Source organism: Dyadobacter sp. CY326 (assembly GCF_021390515.1).
Classification (GTDB): Bacteria; Bacteroidota; Bacteroidia; order Cytophagales; family Spirosomataceae; genus Dyadobacter.
The window spans coordinates 412,004-435,141 of sequence record NZ_JAJUXI010000005.1; the positions used below are offsets into that span (position 1 = coordinate 412,004).

At 44.3% G+C, this 23,138-nt stretch carries 23 protein-coding genes; 10 read left to right on the top strand and 13 right to left on the bottom strand.

The window, feature by feature from the left end; all coding sequences use genetic code 11:
- Positions 1-87 precede the first annotated feature (87 nt).
- Positions 88-462: a hypothetical protein gene (locus LZG73_RS12425; RefSeq protein ID WP_233849665.1), complete on the top strand. Its 375-nt coding sequence runs from the start codon at positions 88-90 to the stop codon at positions 460-462.
- Positions 463-506: 44 nt separating this feature from the next.
- Here LZG73_RS12425 and LZG73_RS12430 read toward each other — a convergent pair whose 3' ends face one another.
- Together LZG73_RS12430 and LZG73_RS12435 are read right to left on the bottom strand one after the other, a co-directional pair.
- On the bottom strand, positions 507-1,343 hold the full coding sequence (locus LZG73_RS12430) for a KilA-N domain-containing protein (protein WP_233849673.1): 837 nt from the start codon (positions 1,341-1,343) through the stop codon (positions 507-509).
- Positions 1,344-1,469: 126 nt separating this feature from the next.
- Entirely contained in the window at positions 1,470-3,920 is a 2,451-nt protein-coding gene (locus LZG73_RS12435; protein ID WP_233849675.1) for an ABC transporter permease, read from the bottom strand.
- A gap of 193 nt (positions 3,921-4,113) precedes the next feature.
- Here LZG73_RS12435 and LZG73_RS12440 point away from each other — a divergent pair, with 193 nt between their 5' ends.
- The 4 genes from LZG73_RS12440 (at position 4,114) to LZG73_RS12455 (ending at position 9,314) form a co-directional block, all read left to right on the top strand.
- Positions 4,114-5,007, top strand: coding sequence for a LysR substrate-binding domain-containing protein (locus LZG73_RS12440; protein WP_233849677.1), 894 nt, complete (start codon positions 4,114-4,116; stop codon positions 5,005-5,007).
- A gap of 122 nt (positions 5,008-5,129) precedes the next feature.
- On the top strand, positions 5,130-7,781 hold the full coding sequence (locus LZG73_RS12445; RefSeq protein WP_233849679.1) for a c-type cytochrome: 2,652 nt from the start codon (positions 5,130-5,132) through the stop codon (positions 7,779-7,781).
- Positions 7,782-7,922: 141 nt separating this feature from the next.
- The gene (locus LZG73_RS12450) at positions 7,923-8,408 is read left to right on the top strand and encodes an SDR family oxidoreductase (RefSeq protein WP_233849681.1); all 486 of its coding nucleotides are present in this window, start codon (positions 7,923-7,925) and stop codon (positions 8,406-8,408) included.
- Between the two features lie 57 nt (positions 8,409-8,465).
- Positions 8,466-9,314, top strand: a complete 849-nt coding sequence (locus tag LZG73_RS12455) for a hypothetical protein (protein ID WP_233849683.1) — start codon at positions 8,466-8,468, stop codon at positions 9,312-9,314.
- An 11-nt stretch (positions 9,315-9,325) separates the two neighbouring features.
- Here LZG73_RS12455 and LZG73_RS12460 read toward each other — a convergent pair whose 3' ends face one another.
- Together LZG73_RS12460 and LZG73_RS12465 are read right to left on the bottom strand one after the other, a co-directional pair.
- Positions 9,326-9,778 (bottom strand): DUF1569 domain-containing protein, encoded by a 453-nt coding sequence (locus LZG73_RS12460; protein ID WP_233849685.1) that lies wholly within the window; start codon positions 9,776-9,778, stop codon positions 9,326-9,328.
- Between the two features lie 30 nt (positions 9,779-9,808).
- Complete coding sequence (locus tag LZG73_RS12465) at positions 9,809-10,951, bottom strand: low specificity L-threonine aldolase (protein WP_233849687.1); 1,143 nt, start codon at positions 10,949-10,951, stop codon at positions 9,809-9,811.
- An 89-nt stretch (positions 10,952-11,040) separates the two neighbouring features.
- Here LZG73_RS12465 and LZG73_RS12470 point away from each other — a divergent pair, with 89 nt between their 5' ends.
- Positions 11,041-12,447, top strand: a complete 1,407-nt coding sequence (locus tag LZG73_RS12470; protein WP_233849689.1) for a DUF4932 domain-containing protein — start codon at positions 11,041-11,043, stop codon at positions 12,445-12,447.
- Positions 12,448-12,502: 55 nt separating this feature from the next.
- Positions 12,503-12,682 (top strand): hypothetical protein, encoded by a 180-nt coding sequence (locus tag LZG73_RS12475; RefSeq protein ID WP_233849691.1) that lies wholly within the window; start codon positions 12,503-12,505, stop codon positions 12,680-12,682.
- A gap of 155 nt (positions 12,683-12,837) precedes the next feature.
- Here the strand turns inward: LZG73_RS12475 and LZG73_RS12480 are convergent, their stop codons facing one another.
- From LZG73_RS12480 to LZG73_RS12495, 4 genes are all read right to left on the bottom strand, one after another.
- Complete coding sequence (locus LZG73_RS12480) at positions 12,838-13,293, bottom strand: GNAT family N-acetyltransferase (protein WP_233849693.1); 456 nt, start codon at positions 13,291-13,293, stop codon at positions 12,838-12,840.
- Between the two features lie 19 nt (positions 13,294-13,312).
- Positions 13,313-13,951 (bottom strand): bifunctional 4-hydroxy-2-oxoglutarate aldolase/2-dehydro-3-deoxy-phosphogluconate aldolase, encoded by a 639-nt coding sequence (locus LZG73_RS12485; RefSeq protein WP_233849695.1) that lies wholly within the window; start codon positions 13,949-13,951, stop codon positions 13,313-13,315.
- Between the two features lie 28 nt (positions 13,952-13,979).
- Positions 13,980-14,225: a hypothetical protein gene (locus tag LZG73_RS12490; RefSeq protein WP_233849697.1), complete on the bottom strand. Its 246-nt coding sequence runs from the start codon at positions 14,223-14,225 to the stop codon at positions 13,980-13,982.
- A gap of 62 nt (positions 14,226-14,287) precedes the next feature.
- Positions 14,288-14,497, bottom strand: coding sequence for a hypothetical protein (locus LZG73_RS12495; RefSeq protein ID WP_233849699.1), 210 nt, complete (start codon positions 14,495-14,497; stop codon positions 14,288-14,290).
- A gap of 48 nt (positions 14,498-14,545) precedes the next feature.
- Here LZG73_RS12495 and LZG73_RS12500 point away from each other — a divergent pair, with 48 nt between their 5' ends.
- Both LZG73_RS12500 and LZG73_RS12505 read left to right on the top strand, forming a co-directional pair.
- Complete coding sequence (locus tag LZG73_RS12500) at positions 14,546-15,367, top strand: DNA-formamidopyrimidine glycosylase family protein (RefSeq protein WP_233849707.1); 822 nt, start codon at positions 14,546-14,548, stop codon at positions 15,365-15,367.
- 60 nt (positions 15,368-15,427) lie between these two features.
- The gene (locus LZG73_RS12505; protein WP_233849709.1) at positions 15,428-16,030 is read left to right on the top strand and encodes a 2OG-Fe(II) oxygenase; all 603 of its coding nucleotides are present in this window, start codon (positions 15,428-15,430) and stop codon (positions 16,028-16,030) included.
- Positions 16,031-16,148: 118 nt separating this feature from the next.
- Here the strand turns inward: LZG73_RS12505 and LZG73_RS12510 are convergent, their stop codons facing one another.
- The 4 genes from LZG73_RS12510 to LZG73_RS12525 form a co-directional block, all read right to left on the bottom strand.
- Entirely contained in the window at positions 16,149-17,483 is a 1,335-nt protein-coding gene (locus tag LZG73_RS12510) for a WG repeat-containing protein (RefSeq protein ID WP_233849711.1), read from the bottom strand.
- 95 nt (positions 17,484-17,578) lie between these two features.
- The gene (locus tag LZG73_RS12515) at positions 17,579-19,600 is read right to left on the bottom strand and encodes a 2'-5' RNA ligase family protein (protein WP_233849713.1); all 2,022 of its coding nucleotides are present in this window, start codon (positions 19,598-19,600) and stop codon (positions 17,579-17,581) included.
- 260 nt (positions 19,601-19,860) lie between these two features.
- The gene (locus LZG73_RS12520) at positions 19,861-20,475 is read right to left on the bottom strand and encodes a 2'-5' RNA ligase family protein (protein WP_233849715.1); all 615 of its coding nucleotides are present in this window, start codon (positions 20,473-20,475) and stop codon (positions 19,861-19,863) included.
- A gap of 117 nt (positions 20,476-20,592) precedes the next feature.
- Positions 20,593-21,123 (bottom strand): dihydrofolate reductase family protein, encoded by a 531-nt coding sequence (locus LZG73_RS12525; RefSeq protein WP_233849717.1) that lies wholly within the window; start codon positions 21,121-21,123, stop codon positions 20,593-20,595.
- Positions 21,124-21,328: 205 nt separating this feature from the next.
- On the opposite strand from LZG73_RS12525, the gene LZG73_RS12530 reads away from it, so the two are divergent.
- Positions 21,329-21,790, top strand: a complete 462-nt coding sequence (locus LZG73_RS12530; RefSeq protein ID WP_233849719.1) for a hypothetical protein — start codon at positions 21,329-21,331, stop codon at positions 21,788-21,790.
- A 28-nt stretch (positions 21,791-21,818) separates the two neighbouring features.
- On the opposite strand, the gene tnpA is transcribed toward LZG73_RS12530, so the two are convergent.
- The gene (gene tnpA, locus LZG73_RS12535) at positions 21,819-22,280 is read right to left on the bottom strand and encodes an IS200/IS605 family transposase (protein ID WP_233849721.1); all 462 of its coding nucleotides are present in this window, start codon (positions 22,278-22,280) and stop codon (positions 21,819-21,821) included.
- Positions 22,281-23,138: the final 858 nt, after the last annotated feature.

Below are 23,138 nucleotides of genomic sequence, written 5' to 3' on the forward strand. Positions count from 1 at the left end.
CAATTTAACAATTATGTCCGCTGGAACAGTATTTTAACACGACTTATTTACCAACGGAAGAGTGAATTTCAAAAACCATATCAAGACATGAAAACGCTGAAAATATTCTTAATTTCAATGTTCATTACAGTCCCTGCGCTCACATTTGCCCAATCGCAAGACAGCAAAGGGACATCTAAGAAGTCGGAACGGGCTTATCAAAAGAAATCATCCCGGATGAAAACATCTACGGATTCGTCCGACGTCACAGCCATTTTAAAAGATTCGACGAATGCCGAGAGCGGGCCGATTTTGAATGATAATGGCAATGTCAGCACCAATGGCACCATTGACGGGAGAAGCAGCACAGGTCGCCCGGACGCAGACACAACAGGTTCCTACACAGTTAAACGCAAGAAAAAGACCATCCGAACCGGAGGCTCAATCATGCCGGACACAACAAAAAGAAGGAGCAGACCTTAAAAAAAATGCCGCTGGTTCAAATCAGCGGCATTTTTTTGCCCACGCTATGCGATTGGCTCTTTCATTTTTTTAAGCTGCGTGTTGTTGATCAATGATTTCATTTGAGAAATCGCAACCAAATTAAGTTGCAAAAGGCGCTCATGCTGAGGCAGTCCCTGGTGAATTAGCAGTGCATTGATGCTTTCAAGATTTGACAAAACGACGAGCTGCTCTAATGTAGCACTGTCGCGGATATTGCCTGACTCACCTGGGTTCGACTCCTTCCATTGCCTCGCCGTGGTGCCAAACAATGCCATGTTCAGTAAATCCGCTTCGCTGGCATAAACGAAACCAATTTCCTTTTTACTTAATGTTTTGGGGATCAAATTTTCCTTGATCGCATCAGCATGAATCTGATAGTTCACCTTCGCCAATGTTCGCTGCACACTCCATTCAATTTTCTGGTTTGAATGTTCATCTTCCTTCAAGCGCTGGAATTCTTTGATCAGATAGAGTTTGAAGGAAGGACTAATCCAGCTAGCGAATTCGAAAGCAATGTCCCGATGAGCAAAAGTGCCTCCATATCTGCCAGATTTGGAGATAATTCCAATTGCATTCGTCGCTTCTACCCATTTCTGGGGTGTTAAAGCGAAGCTGTTGCTCCCTGCCTCATTTTTAAAAGCATCGAATTCAATGCTTTTAAAAATCGGGTTGTTTAGCATTTCCCAAAGTCCAACGAACTCGATAGCATTACGTGTTCGCATCCAGTTTTGAATAATGTAATTCGTCCTTTCCGAATCCCTGTAACGCGCCATGTCAGTAAGGGAAATGTACTCTTCCTCATTCTGAGACAACAACACAATTTTAAAATTCTCAACCTGAATCGTCTTCGATCTACTCATAGTCATTATAGTTTTTAAGTTTACAGACTATACGACCACTTTTGACTTCGGTCACTTGGGTAGAGATGTTTTTAAGGAATATTAATATCCGAATCGCAATAAGATGTTAACACGGGCATGTAAGCCCTATTCCGATTTCAGCGACTTTGCCGGGTTCATCAATGCAGCTTTTATCGCCTGGGAACTGACTGTTAAAACGGCGATTGTTATGGCGATGAGTGCGGCAAGGACAAACATCCACCATTCGATTTCAATTTTATAAGCAAAGTCATCCAGCCAATGTGTAACACCAAACCAGGCAATGGGCGAGCCGATGACAATGGCAACGATCACTAATTTCAGGAAATCGATGGATAATAAGGACACAATGCTGGAAACATTGGCTCCCAGCACTTTACGCACGCCAATTTCCTTTGTCCGCTGCGAAATAGTGTAAGAAGAAAGGCCGAATATGCCCAATGAAGCAATGAGCACTGCCAGCAGCGAGAAGAAACTGGTGATCTTACCAAACGTTCTGTCATCCTTATATTGACGATTAAACTGTTCATCCATAAAGAAATAGGAGAAGTCGTTTCCTGGGTAAAATTCTTTGTATTTAGCCTCAACCAAATCAATGGTTTTTTCCAGATCCGTAGTCGCGATTTTGAAGGAAAAATAACCGCCATTGGTGTAATAGGGCCTGAACACAATTGGTTCAATCGCGTGCTTCAATGATTGCTGGTGGAAATCCTTAACAACACCCACAATATCCCACTCCCGATTGAAAAGCAGCACCTTTTTGCCGACAGCCGATGCGGCATCAGGAAAGCCAAGCAACTTTGCAGCAGACAAATTGATCATTGCGTTCGTCACTTTGCGACCGTCCGGGTCAGAATCCGTGGGAATGAAATTGCGCCCGGCGGCAAGGTCAATCTGGTAAGTTTCGAAAAAATCCAGATCCACATCCATCCGGTTCAGCGTAACGCCTTTGCTTTGATCACCACCAACTATTTTCACATTGGGAGTCCTAGATAACCGGTCCCCAAACAGACTTATGGATGCAGTTGCGGCTTGAATTGCAGGATATCTTTTCAATTCCGACTTAAAAGCATTGATTCTGTCAATGGCCGTTGAGTCAAATCGGGTAAGATTGGCGCCGGGAATGACCAGCACTTTCTCCATGTTGAAGCCGAGATTTTGCTTGCGCATGAATTCGAGCTGACGAAATACGATCAATGTGCCCACGATCAGCACAACGGAAGCCGTATATTGAAACACAACAAGCGACTGACGCACCCAAACGCCTTTTGCAGACCGTCTGAAACTGCCCTTCAAAACACTGATCGCCTGAAAAGCTGACAACGCAAAAGCGGGATAAAAGCCGGAAAGCAATGTTCCCGCAACAAACACAAATCCCAATGCTAACGCCATCCAAGTGCCTCCATAACCGCTTCCAGTCAGCAATGACAAGGACAAAGGCTTCTCAACCAATTGATTCAAAGTCGGTTGCAAAAGGACAGCCAAGCAAAGCGCAAGTAACATTGCCACAGCATTAAGCAACACAGATTCTGAAAGGAATTGCCAGATCAGCTGCCCCGATGTAGCCCCCGCCACTTTCCTCACACCGACTTCCTTGGCGCGTTCCATCGACCGCGCAGTTGACAAATTGATATAATTGACCCAGGCAATGATGAGGATAAAGGCGGCAATGATCAGCATCGTCCACACCGCCTTGCCATTGTTCACATTCCCGATTTCGTATTCATAGTCAGAAAAAAGGTGCGCTTTGGACAATGGTTGCAGATAGAACTTCTCCACACTTCCCGACACTTTGTTGCCCTGGAAATAGCGCTGGCTGAATGCAGGAAACTTTTGTTCCAGATTTGCAGCATTCACTCCGTTATTCAATTTGACATAATGCCACATATCCGAACTTTCCCAACTCGTCTTAACCCAGTCGCCCCAGGTGGTGACAAGCGTTTCGTATGACATCAGCGCGCCGAATTGCAAATGCGACGTCGCCGGGAAATCTTTCATAATCCCGGTTATCTGATATGGCTGCGTGTCCAGATCTATAAGAAGCGATTTTCCGATCAGGCTGGCGTAATCGTTGTGATTCGCTCCAAAAATCTGCTTTGCATTGCTTTCTGAAAGCACAATCGAGTATGGCCTTAACAATGCACTTTTTGCCTCGCCAACCAGAAGGGGAAATGTAAAAAAGGAGAGGAATTGATTGTCTGCGTAAAGACCTTGCTCTTGAAAAATCTGCTTATTACGCTGTAATTTGAAGGTTCCGGCATTTGTGACGGTCGTGTAAGCCTCCACTTCCTGAAAATCTTTGGCCATTGTCGGCCCAATTGTCGGGTAAGTGATGGTGCCGTGCTGCCCTAGCTTCCCCTGCTGAAAACGATCGTTGGTTATCCGGTAAATGCGGTCAAAATCTTTGTGGAACTTATCAAAGCTTAGCTCAAAACTGACATATTGCAGGATCATCAGACAAGCAGTGATCCCGATTACGAGGCCGGTCAGGTTAACGATGGAAAAAACCTTGTTTTTCCAGATGTTCCGCACGGCAATTTTGAAGTAATTTTTGATCATATCAGCTGGGGTTAGACCCCGACAGAACAAATGCCTTGCCAATTGTCAAAATGTGCCTCACGGCACTGCAATAGCATTTTCCCAAACCAATATCTGTTCGCATTCGAACGCGTTCGTCCAGGGACGGACGATTTATTGGCAGTCCCGGACGTCTCATTTTGAAATTTGCATTTTTAACAACGAACTTGCGCCTATGGTCTTTGATTTTCGTTTGCAGGTTTTCAACACGGTTGCCCGGCGGCTCAACTTTACAAGAGCAGCAGCGGAGCTTTACATTACGCAACCTGCCGTAACAAAACACATTCATGAGCTTGAAAATCAGCTCAATACAAAGCTCTTTGAACGAAACGGCTCGCGTGTAAAATTGACCCAGGCTGGCGAAATCCTTTTGCATCACAGCGAACAGATCTTCGAAATTTACCGCAACATTGAGTTCGAAATCAACAACTTAGCGCAGCGGCAGGGCGGAAAACTGCGCTTGGGGGCGAGCACGACGGCGGCTCAGTATATTCTCCCTCCTATCCTCGCCGAATTTCATAAAAAGTTTCGCAATGTGCAGGTCACGCTTACCATTGCCAACACCGAAGAAATCGAGCAAGCGCTTCAAAACAGGGAGATTGATCTCGGAGTGATTGAAGGTTTGTCCAAAAACGCAGCCATCAAATACATTGAATTTTTGAAAGATGAGATCGTTCTGGTGGCGAGCAGCAAAAATCTCACTGCCTCAACAGGAACAGTTTCGGCTGAAAAATTAAAGGAAATTCCGCTCCTTATGCGCGAACCAGGCTCGGGAACGCTTGAAGTGATTGCGCATGCGCTGAAAACCATCGGCATTAACATTGGCGAGCTCAATAATGAAATGCAGCTTGGCAGCAGCGAAAGTATGAAATTATACATGCTTCATTCCGATTCAATGGCATTCCTTTCCGTGCACGCCGTTTTGAAAGAATTGCAAAGCAGAGAATGTCGCATCGTGGATGTGGACGGCCTGAACATTGAGCGATATTTTTATTTCACAGTCCTGCACGGGCAGCACGAGGCACTGCCTGACCTTTTTATGAAATTCTCCCGCTATCGCGCCAAATAGGCCATTCCAAATGAATCGTTGATTTTTTGAGTAGTAATGCGAGTAATCCTATTTTTATAAGTTGAGTTTCGTCCATTTTTTCCATTCTGACAACAGGTGGAGTGTTTTCCTGAAATATACTTATGTTAAAAATTACATTTAGTCTTGTAACTGCATTTCTGATTCTTTATTGGAATAACGCAGTTAACGACCGTTCTCAACCTCTAAAAAGTGCCTCCAGCCTCGTAAAGGCGGATTCGCTGCCTAATGCCGCCAGCTGGCCAGCCGAACTTAATGTTACCCATTTCGCAGGGTCAGACCTAACGCCGAGTCCCGCCTGCCTTGCCGTGGCCGCGAGCGGGGAAGTTTTTGTGGGTGTCGATATGATTGGATCATTAGGCAAAACGCCCGGAAAAGGGCGCATTGTGCGATTGGTTGACTCCAACCATGATGGCAAAGTCGATAAGCACACCACATTCGCAGAGGTCGATAACCCGCGTGGCATTATTGCAATGGGAGATCGTGTTTTTGTGTTACACACCACTTTTTCCAAAGAAACACAAAAGGCGTCCGGCATGGACCTTGTGGTTTTTGAAGATAAAAATCAGGATGGCGTGGCCGATGGCGGTCCTTCGCCTTTGATTCAAAACATCAGCTCTCCCAAGTTCCTGCAAAGTCGCGGAACGGACCATTCAACAAACGGGATCAGGATGGGAATTGACGGCTGGATCTATATTGCGGTTGGTGACTTTGGTTTTCATGACGCCGTTGACAGGTCGGGTAAAAAGCTTACGCAACTTGGAGGCGGAATTGTGCGTGTAAGGCCTGACGGCACTGAAATGGAGGTTTTCACACACGGCATGCGTAACATATATGATGTGGCAATTGACCCTTACATGAATGTTTTCACAAGAGACAACACCAATGACGGCGGTGGCTGGAACATTCGTTTTAGCAATCAGATCCAATCGGGTGAATATGGATATCCTGTTCTTTTCCAACATTTTACAGAAGAAATTATCCCTGCATTGGTCGATGTGGGCGGCGGCTCTGGAACCGGATCATTGTTCATGGACGATCCTAATTGGCCTGCAAAATACAACCAGGTGCCCATGATGGCAGACTGGGGCAGAAACCAGCTTTACATTCACCGCGTTACGCCTGACGGCCCGACTTTCACGCAGAAAGAAGAGGAATTTATCAAACTGGCCCAAATTACCGACATTGACATTGACGCATCGGGAAGCGTTTACTTATCTGCCTGGGATGGAGCGGGTTACTCCGGTAATCCAGGCAAAGGTTTTGTAGTTCGTGCTGTGCCAAAAACCTGGAAATACAAACCGTTTGTTGACCTCAAAAAGTCGTCCATCAAAGACCTGACTGCGCTGCTAACCAATGCAAGCGCCGTGCAACGTCTGGCTGCACAGCAGGAATTGCTGACCCGCAAAGCGAGTGACGTTACCAAAGCAACGTGGAAACTTGCAGAAAACAAGCAACTTGCGCTTTACGCACGCGTTGCGGGAATTTACACGTATGCACAGGCTGCTGGCGCTTCGGGGAATGATAATCTTGTTAAGCTAACAGAGGATAACGATGTAAGAGAATTTGCCCTGCGCGCATTGGCTGACCGCATCAAAAACAACTCCAATGTTCCTACGGAGCCATTTTTGAAAGGTTTGCAGGATGGAACGCCGCGTGTGCAGCTTGCTGCGACTGTTGGTTTGGGACGCCTCGGTCGACCGGAAGTTGCGGAGGCATTGTTGAAGGTGAAAGTTCCGGCATCATTTGTGTCGCCTGCCAAAGGGACAGAAGGGCCGCATGCGACGCCAAATTCACCTATAATCCTTCCGCATGTTGCCGTTCGGGCACTGGTTGCGCTCAACGCCGTAGATGCTTCGGTGAAAGCAATAGGCACTGAGCATTCAACACTTGCACTTTGGGCATTGCGTTATATGCACGATCCGAAGGCCGTGTCGGGCTTGATTGCAGCTTACGGAAATGCCAAAGATGATGCAACCAAAAACCAAATTCTAACCACGCTTTCGCGACTTTATAAAAAAGAGGCGCCTTATGACGGATCGTGGTGGTGGAGCACCCGCCCGGATACGCATGGGCCTTATTACAAGGCTGTTTCATGGGAGTCATCAGATGCGATCAGGGACTTCCTGATGCAGCAATGGAGCAAAGCGGACGATAATGGAAAGCAGTTTTACGCTGATTTGAATGAACGCCTTCGCATGGGAATCACCGAGTTTGGGGGTGAAGAAGTGATTGCAGCCAAAGAGGAAGTCAAAGTTGATTTGAACAAAATCCGCAACAAAAAAGGACAAGTCGGCGAGTCTTCAATTGAAGATGTAATGCTGGCAATTGCGAAGATTGAGGGGAATCCGGCTTTGGGAAAACAGCTTTTCACAAAACAGGGTTGCGTTGCCTGCCATAGTCTGAACAAAGGTGAAGTGATGAAAGGACCGTTTATGGGTCAAATTGGCTCCATTATGAACCGCGAACAAATCGCAGAATCCGTTTTGAAACCCAATGCATCTATTTCTCAGGGATTTGCATCCGTGCTGATCACCGCGAAAGGCGACAAAACTTACATGGGTTTTGTGTCAGAAGAATCCGCCGAAAAACTTGTCATCCGCGACATCACCGGACAAGTGACGACAGTTAAAACGTCTGATATCATCTCTCGCAAAGAAATGGAATCGTCAATGATGCCTCCGGGACTTGCTAACGAGCTTTCTTATGAGGAATTTGCTTCGCTGATCACATTTTTATCCCAGCAACGAAAATAACAGCATTCCATAATTATTTGGAAAAACGAAAGCCTGCACATGACCAGAACACGTGCAGGCTTTCGTTTTCTTACAATTTTCAGGAAAACGTATGCGCTAGTTTTGTCATGTAATTCAATCATAACAAAATAAATTTCAGTCATGTCAGCATTCGCATCACCCAAAATTCTCATCACTGGCGCAACAGGAAATATTGGCAAGGAACTTACCGCCTTACTTTCCTCGAGAAACATTCCTTTTCGCGCACTCGTCCGCTCGCCTGACAGCGGGAAAGAAATTGCCAAACTTCCTGGTGCAGAACTTGTCGTAGCAGATTTTAATGATCCTGCTACAATTATTTCAGCTCTTGCTGGCATTGAGCGCGCATTTTTGTTAACCAACTCATCGGAACTTGCTGAGCAGCAGCAGCGCAATGTCGTTTCGGCCGCAAATCCACCGCAAGCGCTGATGGACATGTTGATTGCCATTGGTTTCCCGGTCTGGCAGGCTGAGGGCTTGGTCGAAGATTACGCACATTACGCAAGAGGTGAAGCTGCAACTGTCGCGAACGACTTCCGTGATTTGACGGGAGAAGCGCCGCGCTCCTTTGATCAATTTGCGATGGATTACGCGCAGGCATTCAAGTGATTAGTATAATATCGAAAAGCAGACTTTTCTCAGGGAATGCAACTAACCTCATTTCCTGTGAAAAAACTTTTGCCGATCATTTTTCTTTTTGCGTTAGCCTCGTGCGATAAGGATAAAAACGAACCAATTCCATATCCAGACCCGGCGGTTTTGGCCAAACATCAGGCTCCGTTCGGTTCGCCTACTGTTGATGTAAAATTGAAAAAGCTGCTGTATAATGGAAAAATGTTTGCAGAATACGTTTACGAAGGCGATTTACTTCTTGAACAAAAGAAATTTCTACTTTTCGATGTTCCGGTTCATTACGAAAGCGGCAGCTTTGTGAGAAAAGGAGGCATTACAGAATCTTACGAGGTTAGCTCGGCGGATTGGAACGGCGAATCACAATCTGTGTCGGATATTTTCAAGCCAGCTTATTCAATCAGTTTTAATCCGCCCGTCAATGACTCTCTCCGCGAAATAACCGAAGAAAATCAGGTTTTTTTAGAAATCTTTTACAGAACCTATGCCATTGATAAACAAGGCTTTGTAACCCGTCAGGATTTTACTGAAAAGACCAACACGGCGAATGATTTTACGATCACTTATATAAGAAATGAGCAGCATAATGTTGCCAAAAGCTGGATTAAATTTGCACCACAGCCCGACATTTCGAATCGGGTTGAGTATGTTTATGACAATCATCCGAACCCTTTTTTCAAGCTTGGGTTGGACCGGAACGGGCAAATGGCCACGCATTCATTGAGTCCGAATAACATTGTGAAAGAGACTATTTTGGGTGCAAGCGGTCCGCTGTATTCGGTCGATTACAAGTATGAATATGCTGCCAACGGTTATCCGAGCAAAGTCACTGTTGAATCCAAGAACCCTGCATATACTTCCTACACACTGGATTTCACTTATTAGAGGCTGCAAACTTAAACCCCGAATTGTGTCAAATGATGGTTCAAATGTTTGTAAAACATCGTGTTCCACTCCGCCTTGCTCAACTTGCCGAATGAAAGCGACTCGCGCTGGTCGAAATGGCTTTCGCCCAGTTGCACCGTTTTGTTCAAATAACCAATGAGCCTGTTTTTCTCAGTTTCAAAATCACGCTGATCCTTTATCAAGAATGCAGGAGCAGTTTGCTGACCTTTTTTGTATGGCTTATCACCGCAAACCGTGCTTTTGGCAGTCATTTTAATGATCCATCGCATGAATGCATTGGGCTTCGGATGTTTGTTTTCAAAAGCCATTTCATAGGCGACATTGCAATGCGCCATCATCTGCGAAACATTCATTTTGCCCCATTCAGGCTGCATTTCCGGCGTCAGCTTATTAATTCGATCAATGACTTTTTCTGTAACTGCCGGTTCGAAAATGTTTTCCATAATGATCTGGTTTTGGGTTAAAAACTGCTTTTAAACGGCTGCTTCCTTCATTGATTCCACAAAAGAGTCGGCCAGGTTTGCGGGCTTGATCCGGTTGATCGAAGGGTTAACTTTTAGCATGAAACCTGTGGCATTGGGATTGGTTAGCTGAACGCTTCTTTTCGCCAGAGACTCTTTGAATTTGGTCAAATTCGTTCCTAAAACATCCAATTGGACATTGTGTGAGCCATTTTCCAACTTTACAATTTTGCATTTCTCGCTCTCTTCGATCGATGCGAAAAACTTCTCAGCATTAGCCCAAGCCGTTTTGTATTCGTCTATAAAACCATCTGCATAATGCAAAGCCACCGCAGCAAATGCCCAAGACGCAGGCAAACCGCCGCCGAACATTCGTCTTTCGTGAAATAGTTTTTCCGTAAATGCCTTATCACCAGCTAAAATAGCGCCCGAACTTGCATTGAAGCATTTCCACATCGAAGTAAAAACGGTGTCGAAAAGTGCTCCGTAACGCTTAGGCTCCACATTTTCATGAACAGATTGCACAAAGAGCCGCGCTCCATCGAGATGCGTTTTAATGTCGTTGGTTTTCGCAAAATCGGTCATCGCTTGTAATTTATCAAAAGGAATGATCCGATCCTGCTGGCGACGCACAGGCGTTTCAATGGACATTGCACCAATATGCGCCTCCACTCTCCCACCCTTCGTTTTAGCCAGAACCTGCTCCACTTCTGCAATGCTAAAACCAACCGAATTGAGCCCTAACGGAATGAGATTAAGCCCACTCAGAACTTGCGCAGCATCACCCGTATCATTATAAATATGACTTTGCTCTTGTACGATAACGCGCTGGTTGTTGCCCGTTAGTCGCCTGATAGCCATATGATTAGCCAATGTCCCGGTTGGCATAAAAACGGAAGACTCCTTACCAAGCAACTGTGCGAATTTGTGTTCCAATTCCTCAACGACGCCACCATTGGAATAAAAATCGGGCTTCACTTTTCCTTCGTCGGCAAGCTTCATCAGTAACGCTGCATATTCTTTTGGAGACAGCAGTAAGCCGTCGTTCAGGAAGTCAACGGACGGCGCAAGGTCGTTTTGCGCATGTGCAACAAAGGCGCCGTAGGGAGCCGCAGCAAGCACGCTGCCGAGTTTTACAAAATCTCTTCTTTGCATTGGAGCGATAAAAATATTTACCTAAAATAAAGATAGAAATGGTGAATGCCACTTTTTTACTAGCTTAGACTAAAAAATATCTCCAACGCATGAGCATACACGTAAGAACCTGCTTCCTGTTTGCATTCGGTTTAATTTTCAGCGCTTCGGCGGCCTTCTCCCAAAAGCTTCCACTGATCAGGTCATCTGTTAAAATTATTGATATCCATGTCGGAAAGGTGATCAGGAAATCTTCCTGGAACATTGACGCGTCGATTAAGCCAGACGTTTTTGATGTCGCAGTTCCGAAAAACGGCACTCCGGTGACCTTTGTTACGGACCAAGATTCGATCCGTTTTGATGTAAAACCGGGTGATTATTATGAATTTATTATTCTGTTAAATGGCAAGGACAGCGCATTAACGGCGATCAAAAGCATTCTGGACGTTCCGCGCGCCCAATTTTCTGACGACTATAAAAAGTCGCATGCTGGGAAGACATTTGTCGAAATCCCACCCGTTTACGAGCTGATCAATGTTGTATTTGCATTGACGGACAAGGGCAATACGGAAAACGGAATGATCCGAAAAAGTGAGCCCTATTATGCGGAGGTGCTGAATTGGTTTGAAAAATATAAAAGCGAGTCGGTTGTCGGCGCAATAAATGCTGCCTTGAAAGAGCCGGACAACTATCATTCGATGAAAATGGATGCTTATGCTTTTGAATATGAAAATGGAAAAATTAAGCAAAGCCCGGTTTACGATCGGATTGGGTTTGGAAACAACAATAATCTTAGACCATATATCGCTGATTTGGAGCAGTTTGCCACAAAATCAAAATTTTCAGATTTTTATAAACAACACAAGCCACTTTATGATGGCTTGATTACAAGTTATCGAGATTCCATCGGCGTGCCGGAGATGCAAAAATGGCTGACAAAGAATTTCCCTTCAACAAAATACGATTCATTCAAAATCATTTTTTCGCCCTTGGTAAACAGCAATCAGTCTGCAACGTGGTTCGAATATGACGGTTTCAAGGAAGCGCAAGCGCACGTAAATTTTCCTTTTCACAAAAAAGATGAGCCGAAATCCGTGTCAAAGGAGGCTTCGCTGGTTCGCGACGGTTCCATTGTTTTTACGGAACTCAACCATGCATTTATCAATCCGGAAAGTGAAAAACCAGAATATGCGACCAGAATTGCGAAAGCATTTACCGACATTGCAAAGTGGAATAACCTCGAAAAACCCGCCAAATACTACAACAACGCATTTTCCTCCTTCAACGAATACATGAACTGGGCCCTGGTTTGCATCCGCTATGTCGATTACGCGCCAGAAAAAGACCAAGCCGAACTCATTGCCCAAACCGAAAACATGATGGTAAACTCCCGAGGCTTCCAAAAATTCGCCGAGTTTGATCAATTCCTGGTGAAGTTATACAAAAACAGAAAAAAAGGCCACGTCCTAGCCGATTTGTATCCCGAGATTGTAGCGTGGTTTGAAGGGAATGGGTGATTGATTTGTTTTAAAGTGTTATTGTTTTTAATTCTATTTAAATAACGATAAAATTATGGAGAGAAAAATAGCATTGACCTTCCGGCAAACTACGCTGAAAGAATCGAATCAAACACACGAAGATTTGCAATATTGGTCTGCAAGGACACCTAAGGAAAGACTTGCTGCTGTCACCTTCCTTGTTAACCAACAAATTGGTGCCGAACAGCGCCTAAATAAGACCGTTGTGTCTTAGAGAGTTATGAGAGAATGACGCTCGAACCTGATTTGAAGATTTTATTACACTATTGAACGAACATTCCGTCGAATATTTGGTTGTGGGGGGTTATGCTATGGCGTATCATGGAAGACCCAGATAGACAGGCGACCCCATTGAATCGCTTGATGGCATTAAGTGACAATCACTTTCGCGAAGCAAACGCTATTCGCCACACCAACATATTGCCCGTAATTATCAGTAACTTGATAGCCATTCTTTTTATAAAGCGCGATGGCTTCGGATTGGCGTTTGCCGGTTTCCAGCACACAGCGTTGAAAACCCAGTTCGGTGGCCCAGCTTTCCAATTCCATTAATAATGTCGTAGCAATTCCCTTGTTTCTGCCCGCCTCGGCAACAAACATTCTTTTCACTTCCATGGCGTCTTCCCCGAAAGCCTTGATTGCTCCACAACCAATCGGCACATCATTTTCGTACGCCAAAACCACATGCTTGATCTTATCGATCTTGTTATATTGATTGTAAAAAGCATGCTCATCACCGTCTGTGACAGCCAAATACGCATCCAATAATTTGATAAGAGCCCCAAAGTCAGGATGTTCGGAGTTTGTTCGAAGGAGATGAATCATTGGATGAGTTTGCTTGACGTCACAAAACAAGCCTGCTTTGAAATTGTTGAAAATGTGCTTTCAGGCCTTCCCAGTTTTGTTCCTGAATCAGTTTTTTGTCAAATAATTGCCCTCCTACGCCTAGCCCGTTGGCACCAGCTTTCAGAAAATCGGTCATATTCTCCAGTCCTACGCCTCCTGTCGGAAGCAGTTTAAGCTGATTCATCGGGGCTTTCAGATCTTTGATATATTCTGGCCCGAGTGATGTTGCAGGATAAATTTTCACCATCGTCGCGCCGAGCGTCCAGGCGTTGTAAATTTCCGTCGGTGTAAATGCTCCGGGAAAAATGGGCACCTTCTTTTTGACGCAGGATTTAATCACCTTTTTGTTAATGATCGGCGTGACAATGAATTGAGCACCAGCTTCAAGCGCAACTTCCAGATCATCTTTTGTACACACAGTTCCCGCACCAATGTTAAGGCCTTCACCCTCATTTTCCAGAGCGAGCCGAATCATTTCGGCAGCGCCGGGCGTGTTCATTGTGATTTCAATGGTCGTTAATCCGGCCTCGCGGTAAATGGGCAGGATCTTTTTCACGTCGTCCGGGGAAATGTTGCGGATAATGCCCACCAATGGCGCCTTGTTAAACAATTCCCACGAAAATGCACGCTCACTCATAAGCCGTTTTATTCAATAAATTTACGTTTTACTCTTTGTCAACGAGCACAATGCAGCTGGGACAATCGCCCTTTCCGCTCACATCGCCTGACATTTCCAACTTCAATTTTTTGCCGGTTTCATCAGCCTCTTCCAAAAGTTCAAAAACACGGCGCTCTCCAACCATTAGAAGTGCCTGAAACAGAACGCCCGCGTATTTGCTTTCTTCGCTTTCCGGTCCTTTTACTTTTGCCAAATCATTGTAATGCCCAAAAAGATCTTTACCCTTTCCCATAGCTTTTGTCGGTTTCGTTAAAAAGTGAGGGCGAGGCCCGACTTACTCAAAGTGTCGCGTGATCATTCTCTTCCCTCGTAATCTTTAACATCCTGTTCCGAAAGTTCTGAGATTGCAATTACTTCACCCAGGAGCTGATCGTTTCCTCCCCTATTTACCACATTGTTGATGTAAGATTTGCCAGGAAAGGTGTCGGATTGGATAATGTGGCGCTCGAATGTTAGCATGTTTTCCTGAGAAGTAGAGGCAATTGTGATCATGAAATGTCTCATTGTTCGTTTGTTTATTGATGATTTAATGAAAATTGGAACGCAATAAGCGTGCCCGTGTTCGCAGCTGCAACTGGCATTATTGTTGAGGAACCAAACGATCGAAAGATTTTTATCCAATACGACACCATGCCTGAGGGACCGTCCATTGTAATTTTAAGAGAAGCGATTGACGCGCTGCATTTGGAACATAGGGTTATCCGACTTGTGGAAGGCAATTCCAAGATAGACCAGGATCGTTTGACGGACCAGGAAGTGATTGCATTCAAATCGTGGGGTAAGCATTTTCTGGTGTGCTTCGAGGACTTTACGTTGCGCATTCATTTCATGCTGTTTGGCTCCTACCTGATCAATGCGCGAAAGAAGACTCCACCGCGCCTGACCTTGGTTTTTGACGACGCGGAAATTAATTTTTATACTTGCTCGGTTGCCATTTTAGATCAGCCTGCGGATGAAATTTATGATTGGAGCGGTGATATTATGTCTGAATCTTGGAGCGCTGAAAAAGCGATAGCTAAGCTAAAAAGTGCACCAAAAATGCTGGCATGCGACGCGCTGCTGGATCAGAATGTTTTTGCAGGAAGCGGCAACATTATTAAAAATGAAGTCCTGTTTCGCATTCAGGTGCACCCGCTTAGCATTGTTGGCAGCTTGCCCGAAATGAAATTGGCGGAAATGGTTGACGAGACGAGCAATTACAGCTTCGATTTTTTGCATTGGAAAAAAGAGTTTACATTAAAAAAACATTGGCTGGCGCATACAAAAAAGATGTGTCCGCGGTGCTTAATTCCGTTTCATAAAGAATATTTGGGCAAAACAAAACGGAGGAGTTATTTCTGCGAAAATTGTCAGAAACTGTATGACGATAATTGAGCCCCAATCGCGTCAAATAAAACACTTAAACGAAAACCGGAAATTACCAGGTCAATTAACATGTCTTTCTCGCAAATCACTTTTAATGAACTCATCGACAGCTACATCGAAGGCAAAGTCGGCATCGCAAACGATTTCCTAAGCCCGCCGCTGGCCGCCGGTCTGAAAAGCAATTTGGTGTCGTTATTGGAGAACAAACAACTTTTGTCCGCAGGGACTGGCAACGACACGGAAGTCGTGCATAACAAATTATATCGCAGCGACAGCATATACTGGCTCGACCGCAAGCACAATGATCCGTACGAAAATGACTTTTTTGACTTGATGGATGCATTCGTTGCTCACCTGAACAGCACTTGTTACACGGGAATCACGGGTTACGAATTTCATTATGCATTGTATCAACCGGGCAGTTTTTACAAGAGGCATTTCGATCAGTTCCGCAACAATTCGAGCCGACAATATTCAATGATCATGTATCTAAACTCTGAATGGACCGAAGGAAATGGCGGCGAGCTGCGCATTTACAATGGTGATTACGAGCAGGATATAACGCCGGTCTACGGCAAAAGCGTCTTTTTCAAAAGCAGCGAACTGGAACATGAAGTGTTACTTACCAACAAACCCAGAATGAGTATAACTGGGTGGTTGAAGGTGGGTTAAGAGGTTAGCCCAACGCTTAAATCTTGCATCGAATGATGATTAACAATCAGATCTTAGTTGGACTGAGAAGCTTTTATCAATCAACCAAAGGCCATTATGTTTTTACTGAGCGATGCATTTATTTTTTGCGATTCGCACGAGCCAGTTGCATGCGCCTGAAAATCAAACTATTTGCATAAATAAACAATGCGACGCCGATTAGAATAAAGACGGCATTCAGCTTGTAGGAAAATCCGATAAACTTTTCTTCCCCGCGCCTGGTCAGTTCGAATCTGACCCACAGACGTTCGGCTACGGTTGTTTCTTTGTCAAATGGGAGCGCTTCGTCATAGATGGGTTCGATGACATAATGGTCGTTAATGTCAATGTAACCATATTTATCACCAATGCGGACCATTGAAATGCCGTTGTTATAGTACGAAGCAAAATCGTATTTGAGCTGGGTACGAATCTTTCCTTTTTTGTCAATGTGACCAAATTTTCCGTTTATCGCCACTGCTGAACGGTCTTCGCCAGTGAAACCAGTTGCCTCGTCATAAAGAAAAGCAATGCGGGTCTTTCCTGTCTTGTCAATGCAGCCCCATTTGTTGTTTTTCTTAACCCAAAACAAGCCGGAAGTCGGTTTGCGCGTGTCTGAATATAAAAAATCAGTGATCAGGACACCGGTGAAAACATTGATGAAGCCAAATTTGTCGCCATATTTAACGCGCTCCATGCCTTGGCCTGAGAATTCATACGTCGGGTCAATATCGTCTAGCGAGACTGGCACACGCAGGATCATATCTTTGTCGATAATCCCGTATTTGCCCTGAAATAGAAAGTGATAAATGTATTTAGAGCTTCGGACCTCTTTTTCAATGAACGGGCTAAAATTCCAATTCAATATAAAATAATCGCGTCCCTTCCACCACAGCACATCCTCCCTAGTATCCTGGTTGCAGAGCTTGTCGACTTTTGCCGTCGAAATCAGAAAATCCTTCTTAAAATACTGAATCGGAACTTTGTATATTTCTTTCCCAGTCAAGTCGATATAGGAGAGTCCATATTGCTTTCCGGCGCGATAAATCACCCACGTTTTCCCCTCAAAAAACTTGTCAGTTGAAACATAAATCGGTGGAATAACGACCTCTCCCTTTCTGTTGATAAAGCCGTGACGGCCAAGGCTATCCTCATCCAGCTCCATAGGCACGAATTCGGCTAATCCGCCTGAGAACTCGCCGATGTCGCGATAAGCCGGCGTGAGTTTGTTGCCATTGTTATCAACCAGAAATGTCTGATATGAGCGGCAGGGAATTTCGATTTTTTTGACAACGTAAATGCCGTCAAACTCGCGGTGCTGCGAATAATCTTTGAGCCACGGCTTACCTTGCGCGAAACCCGCTTGCGACCACAAAATATGAATCCAAAACAGCAAAGAAAAAACTAATCCACCGCCAACTGACCTTTGAAACATCCCAAAAAGAATTTATCCAACATCCATCATCAATAGCGACGAATATACCGATTATGCCTTTTTGCAACTATTATCAGCCGGTTTTTTATCATTAATTAAGGCTGAAACAGGTTTAGCTGGATCAACGGGGCAGACTCACCGAGCAAAGGAAGCACGTCAATTACTTCATATTGCCGGCGCTTTTCGTTGAATTTTCTGATCACAAATGCATTACAGTGAAAGCTCGATTCATATTCTGTGAAAAGCGACTGAGCCAGCGCGATCCATTCACGCGTGAGCCTGCGCCCGATGGACATATGCGGGTTTTGAGATTCGTCTGCCCATTTTTTTGTGTATTGCTTCTTGATTTTTTTGTCGAAAGCTGACATGACAGCGGCGGTTTTTTCTCTGATCGCTTTGGAAGAATCATCGGTCGGCTTAATGTAAAAAGCCGAATAATTTCCCTTATCAAAATCACCAAAACCCGAAAATTCAATATCAAACGGATCCAGTTCGGAAACAACTCTTTGATATTCAGTCAAAATATATGGATAGTCATCATCATCTGCCTCGAAGCCATCCAAAGAAATGTGCGCCTCAGCATTGGCGCTGCCATAACTTTTACCAATCGCTATTCTCAACTGCTGTTTCATCTCCGCCACTTCAAGCGAAATGGCAGAGCTGGGCATAATGGCCAGGGAGTATTGGGATAGGGGTCGTTTCAACATAAGCTCATGATATTGTTCTTGAATCGCTTCAATTTCGTCTGGTATTAATTTCGAAAATTCCTTCTCCAATGCTCTGTTTGATAATCTGCCGCTATTTTGTTCCAGAAAACGGATTAATAATGCTACTGTCTTGTCCGGCATCTCAAATTCCTCGTCAAGCCAAGCCTTCATAAGATCATATCGACGTAGATAATTAACTTCGTTTGGAATAATCTTTTCAATCGTGTGCTGGACACACTCGAACAGGAATTCGGCTTGCCTGGTAGCATCAAAATATCGATAGTAATCGGCGGTTTCGCTGGTAACCTCCACATTATTGTCCGCACTTGCCTTCCACTCAATGACGTCTAACAAGGGGTGTGAATACTTCTCAAGTACTCTTTTATAATCATCTATTCTTTCTAGGATTGCAGCTGATACGGGAAAGACTAATCCCTGAGGAGTAAACTTCGTTTTGGCAAGCAAATGATGAATGAGGTATCTGTGGATCCTTCCGTTTCCATCAACAAACGGATGAATAAATACAAATCCGAAAGCAATATTTGCTGCAGCCAGTACAGGATGAAAATTCTGCTGCTCAAGTAACGAGGCGGTCGCTAGCAGTCCATCCATCAAAACGGATAGGTCTTCCGGTTTTGCTGATAAATGTTCCGGCAGAGGGGTCCCATTAATCCGATCATGCTCTCCTACAAAACCGCCCTCTGTGCGAAATCCCATTTTGAGAAACCGAGTGCTTTCGATAACGATTTGTTGCAAACGCAATAACTCATCCCTACTTAATTCGATATTTCCAGCCTGCCCGATTGCCTTTCCCCAGCGCATCGCCCGATTTGGCGTTGGAGTCTCTCCCTCAATTGAAAATGACGCTTTTGAATCTTTCAAAAGTAAAAAGGCGGAAGCGCGGAGAAACAGATCTCTGTGAACTTCACTCATCAGTGTCTGAGAAAGTTCTGAAAGACGAGCATTAATCAACTTATCTATCTTTTCCGTCCTAAATATTAAAGGGCAAAAGTCGATCGTTCCAGGTAAATTATTTCGGATACGATGCCGGGACGAATTAACCGAAGATGGGAGTGCATATTGTATCTCATCATCAATTAAAGGGACGTAATTCCCATCTTTCAAATCAGCAACCGGCAACGGCTTCCCGATGAGCCATTCATAGAGAAACCATATTCTTCGGCTGTATTGACCTTTCGGCTCAACACTAATGACCTCCATTGTCCCATCTTCGCCAATTTTTTCAAACAGCTTTTTAAAAAACAGCATATTAACGCCTTCGTACTTTAATGCAAAGACAAGATGACCATAGAGGTGGTCGGAAGGATTATGTCTAGGTGTCAAAATTAGCCATTCCAAACCGTGAAACTGCTTATGCTTGTCGCTGATGAGGGTAAGTCGCGATGGCATGGGCAACTTTAATTGTAGTCTTTCTATAATGGATCCATATCCTACCAAGAGACCCTCCTCAGGTGCGTGTCTCCCATGCAAGACTTTGATCCTCTTAGAAAATCGTAAATTCCCCCCACTCTCCGAAATAAAATCTAATTCATCCGACATTAGCTACGTTTTCTGTCGAAGATAGTGAATGATAGCGAAAGGACATGAAAAATAGCTATTAAAAGATCAAAAAGATGAATAATAACTAGCAACTGAGACGCCATTTGTTGCTAAAACAGCCTCATCTGCTGCCCGACCATGTATTTGTGGCCGAGCAAGGGGATTGAGTCTATGATTTGATATTGCTTTTTAACATTATCGAACTTACGGATTGTAAATGATGTGCAACGAAATTCCTCGGTAAAATCTTCGTCAAACAATGCATAAGCTTTTTGAATTTCCGTTTCCACCAAATCACGCGCTATGGTCATGTGCGGACGTTTTCGACCGACGACATCCCAATGATCAATGTATTTACGTTTAAGAAATTTATTAAAATTCGCTCCAATCGTTTTGCAGTATTCAACAATGTCATACACTGAGTTCGGATGAGGTTCGATGAAGAATGTACATTCCGGTCGGTCCGAGAAATCATCGAAACCCGAAAGGTTCACATCGAATTGTGCGAGTCCTGCCAGGACCCTTTGAAATTCCTTCAAAATTGGCGGATAATCCTCCTCATGAGCCACAAAAAGGATGAGCGAAATATGCCCTAACGAATTGACGCTTCCAAAATCTCTGCCTAGATGCTTTTGCAAGCGCTTTTTCATGTTGCGCACGAGTCCGGTGACACGATCGTCAGGGCTTATCGCAAGGATGTAGACGGATAGTTCTTTATTTTCCATCGACTAACGGAGTAGAAGTAATTTCATAGCTGTCAGGCTCTACTGAAAAGTTATGCTATAAATATCGTCAACAATATACTAATTTCAAGCACAACCTACTTCACAGCATAGCCCTTTTCAACTCATTGATCTGCTATAATGTAGCTGCACCAGCCCCGTATCATAGCTTTTGGCACTAACCAACTCCAAATCACCGCCAGGCCGCCCATCTTTGAAAAGCCGAATGCCGTCGCCGACAAAAATGGGAATAATTGAAATAACAAAGTCGTCAATCAAGCCTCTTGAGAGCAGTTGATGGACCACCTCTGCCCCGCCATCGCAAAAAATCGTTTTGCCCGCTCGCGCCTTCAATATCTGTACCAGCTCCCCAATATCGCCTGTATAAAATTGAATGTTTCCAATGCGTTCCTGCGGAGTCCGGGTAATAATATATGTTTCCTTATCGGCATGGGAGAATTCAGGGACATGCTGCATCACCCAGTCATATGTGCGACGGCCAACAATCACAGTATCAACCTGTCCAATGAAATCCGCATATCCATAATCCTCACCCTCTTTCTCAACTTTTCCCAAGAATCCCAGGTCATCGCCGGGAGCTGCAATGTAACCATCAACGCTTGTCGCGATGTAGAGTGTCAGTTTTCGCATTTGATAATTGTGTTAGATAACTTCTAGTCATTTTGGACAAGAATAACTTAACATGAAAGCGTTTTTGTTCCTATGAATGCAAAATTCGAGTTCAACAGTTACACAATGTATACGTTGTTAGATATTGATCAATAGCCAACAATTTCAACCTAAACAAATTATACATTAACTTGAAAGCCAAATCCAACTCTATATGCTAATGTCAATGAAATCTACTCTGCTTTTCGTCGCTATGATCTCTGTTTTTGTTGCTTGCAGTGACAAAAAAGAGAATGTTGAAAAACCAAGTGCCTCGTCAATCGTTGGCACCTGGGCGCTTTCGTCCAGTAAAGTCATCAGGAAGAAGGACACGTTAATCACTTTTCCAGTCAAAAATCAAGAGATGATCAAGATGTTTACGGAAACACATTTCACTTTCATGAAGCATGACACAAAGCAGGGAAAAGGCGATTCGACAGTTTTCGACGCTGGCGCTGGCACTTACGAATTAAAAGGAGATGACTATTCCGAACACCTTCAATATTGCAATTACCGGGATTGGGAAAACCGTGACTTCCATTTCAAACTTCGTATAAACGGAGACACGCTAATTCAAACCGGCATTGAGAAGATTGACAGCTTAGGAATTGATCAGGAGATCTTGGAAGTTTATGTCAGGAAGAAATGAGCATTTTCTTCAAAGCCATAACCGCTGCTTACATCAAACCTTTAAAAATATATTGATCGTCATAATCAATCTGATGTTTTTCAAGCAGACCGATATACTCATTTCTGAAAGTTGTTTTGCAATGATGCCGCTCTTGGTTTTCAATGTATTTGTAAACGCGATCGATGTGAGAGCGGCTATATGAAAAGGTGCCAAAACCACCTTGCCATTCGAAGCGATCTGAAAGCAAACCCGAATCATTCACCCACTTGGAGGATTTTGATTTTGCGTTCTTCATGACGTCAGAAACACTAATTGAGGGTTTTAAAGAAAAGAAGCAATGCACGTGATCCTCCACGCCATTCACGATGATTGTGTCACAACCTGTTTCATTGATGAGGTTGCCGATTACGGCCATTAATTCAGGTCTCCACTGCTTTTCTATAACGGCTCGCCGAAACTTGACCGCGAACACAGCTTGGATGTACATCTTGGAGTAGGTGTTTGCCATGAATATGTGTGTGTAAAAGGTGTTTAATTCGCGAAAGTAGTCTTTAATTGCATTATCCCAAAAATGCCAAGAGCAAAAAGCTTAATGGTGATCACAGTTAGCGGAAATTGAGCAGGCATATATAAAATCGCTGGCTTAACAAAAAAGGCCAGGATTTCAACAAAATGGCCAGGATAAATTCCCTGCTTAACAAAAGGCGAGAGTGAAAGCCCTAGCTTAACAAAAAGGCTAGGGTAAATGCCCCCTGCTTAAAAAAAAGGCTAGGATAAATACCCCTGCTTAACAAAAGGCTAAGACAAATCCCCCTGCTTAACAAAGGCCAAGATAAATCACCCTGCTTAATAAAAAGGCTAGGATAAATCCCCTGCTTAACAAAGGCTAGGATAAATCACCCTGCTTAATAAAGGCTAGGATAAATCCTAGCCCAACAATATCAACCGTGCCTGACGGCACTCGCATTCTACTCCAAACAAGTGCCGTCAGGCACGCACATATCCCAACCGGGATTTTAATCCCGGAATAACAAAAGGCCAGAATCAAACCCTAGCTTAACAATAGGACAGAATCAAAGGTCAGAATAAATGCTCCTGCTCTACAAAAAGGCCAGGATAAATCCTGGCCCAACAATATCAACCTTGCCTGACGGCACTCGCATTCTACTCCAAACAAGTGCCGTCAGGCACGCACATATCCCAACCGGGATTTTAATCCCGGGTTATAACAAACAGGCCAGAATGAAAGCCCTAACTCAACAAAAAGGCCAGGATAAATCCTGGCCCCACACTATCAACCGTGCCTGACGGCACTCGCATCCTACTCCTACAAGTGCCGTCAGGCACGCACATATGCCAACCGGGA

Excerpts from the sequence above, each read along its gene's own strand:
- LZG73_RS12450 (WP_233849681.1), top strand. The coding sequence starts at position 7,923 with ATGTCAGCATTCGCATCACCCAAAATTCTCATCACTGGCGCAACAGGA.
- LZG73_RS12520 (WP_233849715.1), bottom strand. The coding sequence starts at position 20,475 with ATGGAAAATAAAGAACTATCCGTCTACATCCTTGCGATAAGCCCTGAC.
- LZG73_RS12480 (WP_233849693.1), bottom strand. The coding sequence starts at position 13,293 with ATGATTCATCTCCTTCGAACAAACTCCGAACATCCTGACTTTGGGGCT.
- LZG73_RS12425 (WP_233849665.1), top strand. The coding sequence starts at position 88 with ATGAAAACGCTGAAAATATTCTTAATTTCAATGTTCATTACAGTCCCT.
- LZG73_RS12430 (WP_233849673.1), bottom strand. The coding sequence starts at position 1,343 with ATGAGTAGATCGAAGACGATTCAGGTTGAGAATTTTAAAATTGTGTTG.
- LZG73_RS12510 (WP_233849711.1), bottom strand. The coding sequence starts at position 17,483 with ATGTTTCAAAGGTCAGTTGGCGGTGGATTAGTTTTTTCTTTGCTGTTT.
- LZG73_RS12465 (WP_233849687.1), bottom strand. The coding sequence starts at position 10,951 with ATGCAAAGAAGAGATTTTGTAAAACTCGGCAGCGTGCTTGCTGCGGCT.
- LZG73_RS12495 (WP_233849699.1), bottom strand. The coding sequence starts at position 14,497 with ATGAGACATTTCATGATCACAATTGCCTCTACTTCTCAGGAAAACATG.
- LZG73_RS12530 (WP_233849719.1), top strand. The coding sequence starts at position 21,329 with ATGAAATCTACTCTGCTTTTCGTCGCTATGATCTCTGTTTTTGTTGCT.
- tnpA (WP_233849721.1), bottom strand. The coding sequence starts at position 22,280 with ATGGCAAACACCTACTCCAAGATGTACATCCAAGCTGTGTTCGCGGTC.
- LZG73_RS12485 (WP_233849695.1), bottom strand. The coding sequence starts at position 13,951 with ATGAGTGAGCGTGCATTTTCGTGGGAATTGTTTAACAAGGCGCCATTG.
- LZG73_RS12490 (WP_233849697.1), bottom strand. The coding sequence starts at position 14,225 with ATGGGAAAGGGTAAAGATCTTTTTGGGCATTACAATGATTTGGCAAAA.
- LZG73_RS12505 (WP_233849709.1), top strand. The coding sequence starts at position 15,428 with ATGTCTTTCTCGCAAATCACTTTTAATGAACTCATCGACAGCTACATC.
- LZG73_RS12440 (WP_233849677.1), top strand. The coding sequence starts at position 4,114 with ATGGTCTTTGATTTTCGTTTGCAGGTTTTCAACACGGTTGCCCGGCGG.
- LZG73_RS12525 (WP_233849717.1), bottom strand. The coding sequence starts at position 21,123 with ATGCGAAAACTGACACTCTACATCGCGACAAGCGTTGATGGTTACATT.
- LZG73_RS12515 (WP_233849713.1), bottom strand. The coding sequence starts at position 19,600 with ATGCCATCGCGACTTACCCTCATCAGCGACAAGCATAAGCAGTTTCAC.
- LZG73_RS12470 (WP_233849689.1), top strand. The coding sequence starts at position 11,041 with ATGAGCATACACGTAAGAACCTGCTTCCTGTTTGCATTCGGTTTAATT.
- LZG73_RS12460 (WP_233849685.1), bottom strand. The coding sequence starts at position 9,778 with ATGGAAAACATTTTCGAACCGGCAGTTACAGAAAAAGTCATTGATCGA.
- LZG73_RS12435 (WP_233849675.1), bottom strand. The coding sequence starts at position 3,920 with ATGATCAAAAATTACTTCAAAATTGCCGTGCGGAACATCTGGAAAAAC.
- LZG73_RS12445 (WP_233849679.1), top strand. The coding sequence starts at position 5,130 with ATGTTAAAAATTACATTTAGTCTTGTAACTGCATTTCTGATTCTTTAT.
- LZG73_RS12475 (WP_233849691.1), top strand. The coding sequence starts at position 12,503 with ATGGAGAGAAAAATAGCATTGACCTTCCGGCAAACTACGCTGAAAGAA.